Origin of the sequence: Bartonella sp. CL162QHHD (assembly GCF_042195435.1) — a bacterium.
In the GTDB taxonomy this organism is placed as follows: Bacteria; Pseudomonadota; Alphaproteobacteria; order Rhizobiales; family Rhizobiaceae; genus Bartonella.
This window is the reverse complement of the sequence record NZ_JBHIOG010000004.1, coordinates 1-13,013: the sequence shown is the minus strand read 5'-3', so window position 1 is coordinate 13,013 and position 13,013 is coordinate 1. Positions and strand designations below refer to the sequence as shown.

The window sequence follows — 13,013 nt, the reverse complement described above, 5'->3', positions numbered from 1 at the left end:
GGTGAATGAGAAACACAATGATATATTGTTTTGTAAAATATGTTTTCTTTAAAGGAATTTGATAAATAACAGGATGAAGTCATGTGTCATCTTCACTTTTTAAAAGTACGGCTCTGAATGCTTTCGACTGTTGTAAAGTTGAATTAAAAGGAGATAGTAAAATCGGAACTGATTTTTACATGTTCTTACCCTTTATTAGGCTATCTTGCCATGAATATTGCCTAAAAATGCATATGTAAACTCTTGTTTCTCAATTTTGGCATATGTTTTGTCTGCTTACAAAGTACATATTGTTTCAATATAAGATCTATCGTGAGGATGTTGATTATGTCAGCTCTGGGGGGTGATTAGACAGCAGTTAAAGTAGGTGTTTTAATGCATGTCAACTGATTAAGGGTGTTTTTGAATAACAACTTTAAAGGTGATTTTTCTGTCGTTTTTCAGTTATATTTTGCAAATTATTTGTAAAAGCAACAGATTTAGATTGTATTTTCGAGTAATTTTTTAATTTCATATTTACATAAAACACAAAAAATATTAATAGGTTCTCCATCTTTAAACCAAAACGTATTAAATTTTCTGGTTAAGTTTTTAATACGTTATGTATTGCTCTATAATGGGGCATAATTATGGTGTAATTATGGTCAATCTATTTAAAAATCGTTTCTCCTTATATACTTTTACAACGGCAATCCTATTTTTGACACACAATGTTGATGTTTTTGCACACAATGCTGCAGCTCAAGTTTCCTCTGGAAAAACGCAATCTTCATGTGATCAGAATGCAGTATTTTATCAGTGTGATGATGGTGGAAATCATGAAATTAATAATAAAGTTTATTCTTTGACGGATAAAAATGTTAATGGTGTTCATGGAGCCATAGAGGCGTCTAAAAGTGGTACATTTATTCGTGGCAAGAATATAACTGTTAAGGGTATTGGGGATGAAAAGAATAACTCGGAAAACAATTTTTGGAAATATGGACTAAAGGTATCAGAAAAGGCGGGAGCCTCTCTGAGCGATTTCACTTTGAGTGGTGTTTTAGTAGGGGCAGAAGCTCATAGTGCTTCCTTCACAATATCCGGTGGATCGATTGATGCAATCAAAGTAGGGGCTTTTGCAGAAGGAAAATCTCAAAGTGGAGTTTATTTAACGAATACGAAAATTAGCTTAGGGAGTGTTGGGGTTAAAGCAGGAGAAAAAGGATATTTTATTTTAGAGGGTGTCTCTATTACCGGAAAAGGTAGTACTGGCAAGGATGGTCAAGGGCTGAATGCAGATCGTCAGAGTGATAATGCTGCCTTTCATGTATTTAAAGATGGTTATATTCTGTTTGTGAAAGGGGCTGTTGATGTTACTGATGCTCATGGGCTTTTATTGCAGGGAAATAAAGGTTCTCAGATTGATATTGGAGATTCCAATATTACAGTGAAAGGGAATGCATTTTATGGTATGCGCTTTGAAAATGAGGCAACATCAGAGGGTTTGTCAGAGGGAAAAACATCGTTCATTAATTTGAAAAAGACGCGTTTTGTAGTTCCAGATAGTATAGCTGTTTATAGCAGTCAATCTGGAAAGTCTAAAATATCTTTAAAGGAAACAAAGCTTTTTGGAGATTTGTTGCTGAAGGCTGATCGTAACTCTTCTATAAAGGTTGTTGCTGATGCTTCTGCACTTGTCGGTCAAACTCAGGTTGATAATAGTTCTACAGTTGACCTTGACTTGAAAAATAATTCACAGTGGGCTTTATTGCAACCAAGACATAAAAAATTAGAAGATCCTAATTATAGAGGTGTTGCGTTTATTTCATCAGTAAGTCTTTCTAATAGTTCTATTATTTTTAAAAAAACAAAGTCCAGTACTGATAATGCATATCAAACGCTTTATATTGGAAAAGGAACAGGTCATGTTTATAAGGGTTTGAGTGGCGCTTGGATTCATTTGAATGCATGTTTAAATCCTAGTGATACAAGTGGTAATCAAGTAACGGATCGGCTCCTCATTCATGGAGATGTTTTGGGAAAAACTATAGTCCATATACAAGGGGTTGCGGGAGGTGTAGAAGAAAAAAACGAAAAAGCGCATAGTGTTTCAATTATTCAAGTTTATGGAGATGCATCGTATGACTCTTTTCAACTGAATGGGCAGTATGTTGCATTGGATGGCGCGCCTTATAAATATGTTCTTCGGTCTTATGGCCCAAGTGCTACTAGAGGGGAGGAGCATGTTAAACAGAGATTTGCTTTGAACGGAGGAGCATTTTGGAATTTTCGTTTAGAAAATGAATATGTTCAAACATCTGCTGATTATAGAGCAACTCCTATGGTTTCTAAACGTACACCTCCTGCACATGTTTCTGTTGAGGATATTGTTCCAGCATCTTCTGAGGATATTGTTCCAGCATCTTCTGAGGATGTTGTTCCAGCATCTTCTGAGGATGTTGTTCCGGTGTCTTCTGGTGATGTTGTTTCGGTGTCTTCTGCGGATGTTGTTCCGGCGTCTTCTGGTGATGTTGTTCCGGCGTCTTTTGCGGATAGTCTTTCTAAGATTGAAAATGTTTTCCCATCTGGACGAGGTGTGAGATCTGTTGTTCCTCAGGTACCAACTTATCTGCTTTTGCCAAATAGTTTATTCCATGCTGGTTTAATGGATATCAGCAATCAAAACAAGCAGTTGGAGATAGTACGGACTCATCCTAGTGGAATGTTGGAAATTCGTGAAAATTCTGCTTCATTTTTGCGTGGCTATGGTGGAAGTTATCGTTATGTCTCAGATTTATCTGCGCTTAAATATGGTTATGGGGGAGATCTAGGGTACTATGCGCTAGAGACAGGTGTTTTGCTACAAAAAATTGAAAATGTTGACAGTGCTATATCCTTTGGGGTTATGGGGTCTTATGGAAAGCTTTCTCTACAGCCTCGAGATGTTGCACAAAGCCAAAAAAGTACATTTGATAAATGGACTGCTACAGTCTATGGCAGTATGCAGCATGATGCAGGATTCTATGTTGATGGTCTTTTATCCTATGGTCTGTTTAAGGGAGATGTTCTGACAACTGTACGGGGTAAGACTGCAACATTGAAGGGTAACCCTTTAAGTGTTTCCTTGATGAGTGGTCAGAAAATTGCCACAGGATATGAAGGTGTTGTTTTTGATCCACAGGTTCAGGTTGTTTATCAACATCTTCAATTTAATGAGGCCCGCGATATTGATAATTTTAATATTGAGATGGATAAACTTGATCAATTGATGGTGCGTGTGGGTGGTCGTTTGATGAAGACTCTTACTGCACCTGAAAAAGATCGTGATGTTTCTTTCTATGGAAAGATTCATTTTGCCCATGATTTTGGCAAAGAAAGAGCTGTGCGCTTTAAAGATTCTTTCCAATTAGGGGCTTTTGGTTCTTCTCTAGAGGCTGGATTAGGTCTTAATGCTCGCTTGTCTCAAAAATTTGCGCTTCATGGTGATTTGGTTTATCAGCATAAGTTGAGCAAAGGTGGTTTTTCTGGAATCAGTTTTTCTGGTGGATTGCGCTATCGTTTTTAGGTGATCATCTTGGGGTAAGTTGTTTAAAAAGCCACAAGCATAGCTTGTGGCTTTTTATTATTTGTTTGCAACTTTTTAAATAAGCTTTTTAAAAAAATGTTTTTTTTTGCATGAGCGAGTTTGTTTCTTTTTAGAAACAAGATAAGGCTTTCTGGTTTGCAGTTTTCGCTTTTTATGCTGTTTTTCTTCTTTGAGTGTATTTTTATTAAATTCTCTTGAAACCATCGCTTTGGGGTAGAATTTTTATTTCTATTTATATTTTTACGCGTATTTATAAATAATACAATTTTAAATTGTGATATTTTGAGATTCTGGCTTTACATAAAACATGTGGTCGATATATAAAATACAAAACGTATTTTAAATTATTACGCGTAACCAAAGTTATTAAACAGAACGCGTTTTTTTTGTTTTTAGGGAAGGGGAAGAAAGTTTGTAGAAAATTATGTTTAAAAATCATCTCTCTTTATGTCATTTTACAACGGTTATTTTTTTCTTTGTATACAATACTGATGCAGGTGAGACTTCTTCTGAGAAGAAGCAATATTCATGTAACGAAGGTGCTTCATTTTATCGCTGTAATGATGGTAAAACGCATGAAATTTCCAAGAAAACTTATCAACTTACAGGTGAAAGTTCTGATGCTGCCATAGAGGCATCAGGGAAAGATACAGTCATTGAGGGAGAGGCTATAATCATTAACGGTGTTTCGAATGCAAATGTCCATTCAGAAACAAACGCTTGGACAACAGCTGTAAAGTCCTCAAATGGGGGAGGCGTTGTTCTATTTGATTCCATGTTAAATAACGTGTCGATAGGGGGCGATGTTAATGAGGAGGGGGCTTTTGAGATGCAGGATGGGGTGATTAAAGCAACCAGAATGGGGATCAGTGTTGCGGGTAAAGGGTCGTTTGTTTCTTTGACCAAGACAGAGATTAAGACATCTTCTGATGCGATAGGTCTTTTGAGTCATAATGGTGCAAAAATTTATATGAAAGAAGGAAAAATTGATTTTACCAGTGGTATTGGTGTCCAAACAGGAGGAGATGGAGAAATTAATTTAGATGGTGTTTCTATTACGGGGAGGGGAAAACAGGGGACAAATACAGGTAATCATCGCGAAGCTTCTGCTTTTAGTATGCTGCAGGGGAAAGGCTCTCTTAATTTCCAGAAGGGAAACGTTAATGTCATTAGAGCGCATGGTATTGCCTTGGAGGGGAATGATAATAATACTGCTCATATCAAATATTCCAATGTTTTTGTGAGAGGGAATGCATTTAATGGCATGCGCTTTTTTTGGGAAGCTGTCTTAAATGATAAAAAAACAATTATGCCTGGAAAAGGGACTGTCTATTTGACAAAGACAACCGTTATGGCTCCAGAAAGTACGGCTATTTACAGCCGCCAATTCGAAAGTTTTGTTAAACTCTCACAACATTCAACAGTTTCTGGTGATTCACTCCTGAAAGCTGTTGAGCATTCCAATGTAAAGATTGAGGCTGATGCTTCTACCCTTGTAGGAGGCGCACATGTTGATGGAAGTTCTACGGCTAAGATAGAGTTAAAAAATGGTTCAAAATGGATTTTATCGCGACCAAGATATGACAAATTGCAAAATTCTGATGCGTCTGGTTCTAATTTAGGGGACTATTCCTTCATTTCATCGGTCAATCTTATGGGTAGTTCTCTTATTTTTAAAGAACTAAAATCCAAAACGACTGATGGTTATCAGACACTTCTTATCGGAAAAGGATCGGGGACTGTTTACCGTGCACAAGGCGATGCGCTTCTTTATCTTAATGCATATTTGGATAAAGGGGGAGCTCTGCAAGAGCAAAAAACTGACCGGCTTTTAATCAATGGTGATCTTGAAGGAAAGACGACAGTCCATGTGTATAGTGTTCCTGGAAGCTCAGGGGCATTGACGGGAGATGGTGGTAATAATCAGGGGATTTCCATTATTCAGGTTTATGGACAAGCTGCTGAAGATTCTTTTCAGTTAAAGGGGGGATATGTCACACTTGAAGCCTCCCCCTATCAGTATCATCTTAAGAGTTATGGTCCAGGCTCTACTTTAGGGGCAGCAGATTCAAATCAAAGAGTGCTTAAAAACTCTGGAACATTTTGGGATTTCCGCCTTGAAAGTAAATTTGTTGATTCTTCCTCTCTTGATCCCACTAAAGTTTTTCCCGTTCTTGATTTGGTTGTCCCTCCTTCTTCTGATGATATTCCTTCTTTTCCTAAAATTCATCCTAATATTACTGGAGGAGAGGATGGTTCTATTGATTCTAACTCTCAGCAAAAACCTCAGGAGCCAAGTCTTTCTTCTCCTGTAGATTCTCCTGATCGGGATTTCCATCTTACGACCACACCTAATGTATCTGATGTTTTTGTGCTTGAGATCCCCCATCCTCCTTCCTCTTTTGCACCTGTTATTCCCGCTATTGCTGAATCTAATCCAGTTGCACCACCTGCATCTGGTTCACCTGTTCCGCCGCATGTTTCACCCACTCCTTCTGTTGTTGCACCACCTGCGTCTAGTTTTTCTGTTCCGGCATCTGTTTTTGAGCCTTCTTCTCATTTTGAGCCAAATGTGAGAGTCGTTGTTCCCCAGGTTCTGACTTATATTCTTGTGCCAAATACCTTATTTTATGCTGGATTGATGGATATCAGTAATCAAAACAAGCAGTTGCAATCGCTGCGAACTGTTTCTGGTCGGTTATTGAAAAATGATGGAAATCCCGCTTTGTTTTTACGCGGTTACGGTGGACATCATCGTTATACTTCAAATTTATCTGTACTTAAATATGGTGATTATGGCGGTGAGCTTGATTATAATGCACTAGAGGCAAATATTTTACTCAAGAAAATCGAAAGTGCATACAGTACGACATCTTTTGGGATTATGGGGAATTATGGCAAGCTTTCTTTGCAGCCTCGAAAGGTTAAACAAAGTCAAGAAAGTATATTTGATAAATGGACAATCACGGCATATGGAAGCATGCAGCATGATACGGGTCTTTATATGGATGGTCTCTTTTCTTATGGTTTGTTTAATGGAAATGTTCTCACACTTGAGCGAGGTAAAACAGCTACATTGAGAGGTAAGCCGCTGAGTGTTTCCTTAACTGCTGGTAAAACGTTTATGATCGGCAGCCGATATTTTATTTTTGAACCACAAGTTCAGTTTGTTTATCAAAATCTCCAGTTTCATAAGACTCGTGATATTGATAATTTTAATATTGATATGCGAAGCCCAGATCATTGGGGGATGCGTATTGGTGGGTATTTAACGAAGACACTTACATTTACTAAAGATGCACATGTTCTTTCATTCTATGGTAAACTTCATTTCATTCGTAGTTTTGATGATAAACAATTTGTATATTTTAAAGATGCCTTCCAGCTTGGTTCCTTTGGGTCTTCTTTAGAAGCTGGATTTGGTGTTTTTTCGCAATTATCTCCAAAAATTATTTTTCATAGCGACCTGATTTATCAGCATAAATTTACGAATGCCGGATTTTCTGGAACGCATTTTTCTGGTGGATTAAGCTATCACTTTTAATTGTATTCTCCTTTAATATATCCTTTGTGGAAAATATAAGTACAAAGCATGGTTTTATAGTGTTATTTTCTGATTTTTGACTTTATGTATAATACAAAACAACTTATTATAACGGCACATAATAAGAATAATAAGTAGATGAACCAGAGGTGTCTTTTCGATTTTTTATGAAGATAAAATAAAGAAAGTTTAGACTAAATTATGATTAAAGTATTAAAACGCCATGTGTGTGTTTTCTTACGACCTCTATTTTTTCTTCGCGCACAATATAGATGTGAGTGCAGAAGGTTATAAACCCTCATGTAATTCTCTTTTTAAATCGTATTCGTGTGATACAGTTGGTGCTGCTTGTACTTTTGGAAGTCGTAATAAGTTATATATGAATGGATTGGATAGGAAGGACTACAGGTGTTATTTTTACAATACAATCTCATAACATAGTTATTAAGCCGGAAAAAAGTAAAGGGGAAAAGGCGTTTCAGGAATTGGTGGAATTTTAGAATTAAATAGATCTGAGAAGATTACATCAGCAGTGGTTGTGTCAAAAGACAATAAAACTTCTTTTAAAAAGAGTTCTATTATAGGAAATAGCGAAAAGAAAAGTGGTAGAAATGCCAAGTTATCTCAATCTGTGTTTGGTGTGAAGCAGAGCGGTTTTTTTCTTTGATGAAGGTAAGATTCAGGTTTCTGATGTTCATGACATAGCGATTGAAAGTGCAAAACCGGTTTTTAAGGAAAGGTCATTTGAGTTTCGAGATAGTTCTATGTCTTTGGTTTCTTTTGAAAACTCAGAGATCATTCTTCAGGGACAAAGGGTTCATAGTTTGCATTTTAGAGGAAGTACTCCTCAACATGAATATCAAGAGGGAGTGCTTCTTATAAGTTTAGGTGAATTTCGATTTAAAAAGACTGCTCTTCATGTTCTTGATGGTACGGCTATTTATAGTAACGATGCTAGGAGGTATCCTTATATTACGGCATCAGAGGGGTTCGCGTATTTTTGCTGATCGGTTATTAGATGTCAAAAATAATTCATTTATCGTTCTTGATGCCTATGCGTCTTTTCTTGCAGGAAGGGCACATGTTGAGAAAGGTTTTTATGATAGTGTTGAGTTGTTCAATCAATCTCTATGGACTGTAAGAGCAAATAAAAATGCGCTTGAAAATAATCATAAAAAAGCTCCATATTGTGTAGGTTCATCTGTTTTCTTTGTAAGGCTTATTGATAGTTTTATTTTCTTTCAGAAACCAAGAAATGATTTTTATCAGACACTTCGTGTTAGGAGATTGGATGATGATTATGGTTTAGATCATGCTTACGTTGTAGGAGAGGACGCACGCTTATATGTTAATGCATATCTTACTGCAAATGGTAAAAGCAAGGGAATAAAAGCTGATAAACTTCTTATCTATGGTGATGTTTATGGAAAAAGTAAGGTGCATATTGTCGATGTTACAGTGGCTTCAAAAAAATAAAGAACCAGAGCAAAGGTAAGCAAAAAGACGATAAAAAAGACAGCCTCAGTGTTTCAATTGTTCAGGTTTATGGAAAGGCTGCGGATGATTCCTTTAAATTAACAACAGATTATGTTGCTCTAAGAGGAGCGCCTTATCGATATAGTGTTCGTGCTTATGGTCCCAATTTTTCTCATAGACAGGTAAAGGTGGGGATGGATCCGTTAAAGAGAAAAATATTGAGTATAATGGAGATTTTTGGGATTTCCGACTTGAAGCTGAATATGTTCAGAAACTTTCTCATCTGCATCATATGCGGTTGGAAAATGATGTGTCTCATTCTTTAAGTACTCATACTCATCATAATAATGTTTTAGCTGATCATGATGCTTCTGTTCTTTATCCTGAAGAGGGCATTAAAGCTGTTGTTCCGCAAGTTTCAGCATATCTATCGATGCCTCATGCTTGTTTCAGGTTGGTTTGATGGATATGAACAATCACAATAAACTGCTGGAAACATTGCGTATTGCTGCTGGGACTTTGGGAGAAAATGCTAAAAGTTCTGCTCTTTTTGCGCGAGGTTACGGTGGAAGTTATCGTTATGTTTCTGATCTGTCTGCGCTTGAATATGGTTATGGTGGAAATTTGAATTATAACGCTATAGAGGCAAGTGTTTTGCTCAATGCGATTGAGGATACACATCACACTTTAAGCTTTGGAATAATGGGGAATGATGGAAAAAATTCTCTACAACCTCAAGATGTTGAAGAAAACAAAAAAGTACATTTGATAAATTGTCTATTACACATATGGCAGCATGCAGTATGATACAGGCTTTTATATAGAGGGTCTTTTTTCCTATGGTTTATTTAAAGGGAATGTTCTCACGCAAGCAAGAGGCAAGACAACAACATTGAAGGGAACACCTTTGAGTGCTTTATTGATTGCGGGTAAGTCATTTATGACAGGACATAAAGGGGTTATTTTGATACCGCAGGTTTAGGTTGTTTATCAAAATGTGCGGTTTGATCAGGCGTTTGATATTGATGGTTTTGATATTGAAATAGAAAAACTTGATTTGTGGGTGATGCGTGTTGGCGGGTCTTTAAGAAAGACGCTTGCTGCTTCTGAAGAGGCTCTTGTTGTTTCTTTCAATGGCAAGTTTCATCTTGCCATGAGTTTTGGAGGAAAACAACGTGTACAGTTTGGAGATGAATTCCAATTAGGGGGGGTGGTTCTTCTCTAGAAGTTGGAATGGGGGGTAATGCTCAGTTATCTTCAAATTTTTTATTGCACGGAGATTTAACCTATCAGCATCGTCTTAGTAAAACTGGTTTTTCAGAGATGATTTTTTATGCGGTTTACACTACGCTTTTAGGTATATTCTTAAATATAGAATATAAATTTACATAAATATATAGTATTTTATGAATTGCAAAGCAAGTATTTATTTGTTATACTTAAAACTATTCATATGTTTAACTTAACATTATTTCAGATCTCATTCACTTTTAAATAAAGCGGGGGAGAAGGATTTGCAAAAGAGTTATGGTTAATATATTTAAAAATTATAGGTTGACTTTTACAACAGTTGCTTTTTCTTTTTTTTTGGTTGTAAATATTAATGCGGGCTTTCATGCTTTTGCAGCTCCCTGTGATGAAACAGGGAGCTTTTATACGTGCAGTGATGGTAAAAAACATACACTTGAAAATAAAACTTATAATTTAAAAAGTTCTCAAGAACATGCTCCTGATTCTGCTCCTATTAAGGCTATATATGTAGAAAAAGCAGGTACAGTTGTTGATGCATCTCAGATAAATGTTTATGGCGATGATTCAGGTCAAATATTGACATATGGTGCATATGCAAAATATGGTGCGCGTCTTAATCTAAAAAATTCAAATTTTAAGAATGTACGTGCTCTTCATGCTGAAAATGCGGTCATTAGCATGACAGATGGGTCAATTACGGAAACTTCTCACGCTATGTATGCATTGGGTGAAGAAGCGGATATTGCTTTAGTGCGTGTAAAGATTGAGATTGAGCCAGACAACCTGCAAGATATCGGGTTTGTGAGTAGACTTGGTGCAAAGATTAGGATGTCAGGCAGTACTGTTACATTTAATGGGAAAGGTAGATTTTCATCATTTTATGGGGGAGGGTATAATTTCGATAGTACTATCATTAAGGGTAAAGGAAAACAAAAAACTACTATCGTCGATGAGGAAGGTTTTGATAAAATACCAGAAGCTTTCGATGTCTCTCAAGGAAGTAATGTTCAGTTGAGTAATAGTTCTATTGAACTGAGTGATATGCATGGTTTTTTGGTGAAAAATTCTTCGGTTGATGTGAATGATAAAGAAAAGTTGTTGTGGAAAGCATTTAGTTCATCGGATGAATTTAAGAAGACAAATATTAAGATTAACAAATCCAATGTTTCTGTGCAGGGTAAAGGAGTACATGGTCTGTATTTTTATGGATTAGAACCAGAGGAAGGGTTTAGAATAGCTGATTCAACTAATGAAATGTTGTTACAAGGCAGAAATATCATTATAGGAAAGGCATTTGTTCAGTTATCAAAGACAAACTTTACAGTTCCAGAAGGTATCGCCATTTATAGCACTGGGACTGATGGTTTTGGGGCTAAAGCTACCCTTGAACTGTTGGACGATACAAAAATCTCTGGTGACTTATTAATAAAAACTGAAAAAGATTCTTCTCTTCTTGTTCAAGCATATTCTTCAACCCTTATAGGGGGAGTGCGCATTGAAGATAGGTCTCGCGTAGATTTACAGTTAAAAAATGGTTCAACATGGTATCTTACTAAAAGTAAATATCAAGGTTTAGAAGAAAAGGATGTTACGGTTTCATCGCTTTCTACTTTGAGTCTCCTTGATAGTACGCTTGTTTTTGAGAAATATGTCTCTCAAGATTATCAAACATTGCATATTGGAAAGAAAATATACAATAAAGAAGATGTTTATGCATTAGATGATATTGGTAAAACAGCGGGTGTGGATGACGTATACAATAAAGTATACAGTGCGGAAGGTAATTCTCGGATTAAGATGAGCACATTTATGAATAATGATGGTTCATTTGATCCTCAAAAAACTGATCGCGTTTTAATCTATGGTGATGTTTTGGGAACCACGCTCATTGGAATGGAAAAATTTCAAAAAGCTTCAGATACAAACGTGATTGACGGAAGTCATCAAAGTGTTTCGATTATTCAGGTTTTTGGAAAAGCAAAGGAAGATACTTTTAAGCTTTTGAATGATTATGTTGCGATAAATGGATTTCCTTATCAATATAAACTTCGTGCTTATGGTCCTGGTTCTTCTTCTGGAGAAGCAAGTCCCGAAAATAGATTGGTTGAAGGGGAAGGAGATTTTTGGGATTTTCGTCTCGAAAGTGTTTACATTAATCCTGAATTAGATCCTTCTGAATCTATTTCAGTTCCGTCTATTAAGCCTACGTCCACAGTTTTACCACCTAAATCTGAAGAAGAAACTATACCTTCTGAACGGCCATCAGAGACTATTGCGCCTGAACAACCTCCTTCTGTTAAGCCACCGCTTATACCATCTACACCTTCTTTGCCTGAAACATCTGAGCCGTCTGAAACATTTATTCCTACGGATTCTACTCTCACTCCTTCTGCCCCTGTTTCGCCTGTACTTCCCTCTGTCCCCTCTGTTCCAGAGGACGCTTCTTCCGTGCAACCTATGCCTGCATCGCTTGTTCCAGTTGAAACTTCTACTGATGAGGTTTTGCCATCTAAGCCCTCTGTTTTAGAGGATATTTCATCGACGGATTCTGTTCCCACTCCTTCTGTGCCTGTTGAACCTAGAGTTCCTTTTGTACCAACTGTTCCAGAGTCTCCTTCTACTGATGAGGTTCTGCCATCTGAGCCCTCTATTCCGGTATCTCCTTCATCTCCAGATTTTGTTCCCACTCCTTCTGTGCCTGTTGAACCTAGAGTTCCTTTTGTACCAACTGTTCCAGAGGCTCCTTCTACTGATGAGGTTCTGCCATCTGAGCCCTCTATTCCGGTATCTCCTTCATCTCCAGATTCTGTTCCCACTCCTTCTGTGCCTGTTGAACCTAGACTTCCTTTTGTACCAACTGTTCCAGAGGCTCCTTCTACTGACGAGGTTCTGCCATCTGAGCCCTCTAGTCCAGAGGACCATTCTTTTGTGCAACCTATGCCTGCTCCGTTTGTTCCAGTTGAAGATTCTACTGATGAGGTTCGTCCATCTGAGCCCTCTATTCCGGTATCTCCTTCATCTCCAGATTCTGTTTCTCCTCCTTCTGCCCCTGTTGAACCTGTACGTCCTTCTGTACCAACTGTTCCGGAGGATCCTTCTGCTGTGCAACCTATGCCTGCACCGTTTGTTCCAGTTGAAGATTCTACTGATGAGGTTCGTCCATCTGAGCTCTCT

General features: G+C 37.3%; 8 protein-coding genes. All 8 read left to right on the top strand.

The window, feature by feature from the left end; translation table 11 throughout:
* Positions 1-640 precede the first annotated feature (640 nt).
* The gene (locus ACFILD_RS00155; RefSeq protein WP_375664603.1) at positions 641-3,547 is read left to right on the top strand and encodes an autotransporter outer membrane beta-barrel domain-containing protein; all 2,907 of its coding nucleotides are present in this window, start codon (positions 641-643) and stop codon (positions 3,545-3,547) included.
* Between the two features lie 445 nt (positions 3,548-3,992).
* The gene (locus ACFILD_RS00150) at positions 3,993-7,112 is read left to right on the top strand and encodes an autotransporter outer membrane beta-barrel domain-containing protein (RefSeq protein ID WP_375664602.1); all 3,120 of its coding nucleotides are present in this window, start codon (positions 3,993-3,995) and stop codon (positions 7,110-7,112) included.
* A 918-nt stretch (positions 7,113-8,030) separates the two neighbouring features.
* On the top strand, positions 8,031-8,588 hold the full coding sequence (locus ACFILD_RS00145) for a hypothetical protein (RefSeq protein ID WP_375660162.1): 558 nt from the start codon (positions 8,031-8,033) through the stop codon (positions 8,586-8,588).
* Between the two features lie 310 nt (positions 8,589-8,898).
* On the top strand, positions 8,899-9,051 hold the full coding sequence (locus tag ACFILD_RS00140; protein ID WP_375660161.1) for a hypothetical protein: 153 nt from the start codon (positions 8,899-8,901) through the stop codon (positions 9,049-9,051).
* Positions 9,051-9,395 carry a hypothetical protein gene (locus tag ACFILD_RS00135; protein ID WP_375664601.1) on the top strand — a complete coding sequence of 115 codons (345 nt, stop codon included), beginning with the start codon at positions 9,051-9,053 and terminating at the stop codon, positions 9,393-9,395. The genes ACFILD_RS00140 and ACFILD_RS00135 overlap by 1 nt, the downstream gene beginning before the upstream one ends.
* The gene (locus tag ACFILD_RS00130) at positions 9,385-9,570 is read left to right on the top strand and encodes a hypothetical protein (RefSeq protein WP_375631529.1); all 186 of its coding nucleotides are present in this window, start codon (positions 9,385-9,387) and stop codon (positions 9,568-9,570) included. Before ACFILD_RS00135 ends, ACFILD_RS00130 begins: the two co-directional genes overlap by 11 nt.
* Positions 9,571-9,585: 15 nt before the next feature.
* A complete protein-coding gene (locus tag ACFILD_RS00125) occupies positions 9,586-9,813 on the top strand; it encodes a hypothetical protein (RefSeq protein WP_375660159.1) in 228 nt (75 codons plus the stop codon).
* Positions 9,814-10,115: 302 nt separating this feature from the next.
* On the top strand, positions 10,116-13,013 hold a 2,898-nt coding region (locus ACFILD_RS00120), incomplete at its 3' end, for an autotransporter outer membrane beta-barrel domain-containing protein (RefSeq protein WP_375664600.1).

Bases quoted from the DNA above. Each gene is read 5' to 3' on its own strand.
- ACFILD_RS00155 (WP_375664603.1), top strand. From the start codon at position 641: ATGGTCAATCTATTTAAAAATCGTTTCTCCTTATATACTTTTACAACG.
- ACFILD_RS00150 (WP_375664602.1), top strand. From the start codon at position 3,993: ATGTTTAAAAATCATCTCTCTTTATGTCATTTTACAACGGTTATTTTT.
- ACFILD_RS00145 (WP_375660162.1), top strand. From the start codon at position 8,031: ATGTTCTTGATGGTACGGCTATTTATAGTAACGATGCTAGGAGGTATC.
- ACFILD_RS00135 (WP_375664601.1), top strand. From the start codon at position 9,051: ATGGATATGAACAATCACAATAAACTGCTGGAAACATTGCGTATTGCT.
- ACFILD_RS00130 (WP_375631529.1), top strand. From the start codon at position 9,385: ATGCAGTATGATACAGGCTTTTATATAGAGGGTCTTTTTTCCTATGGT.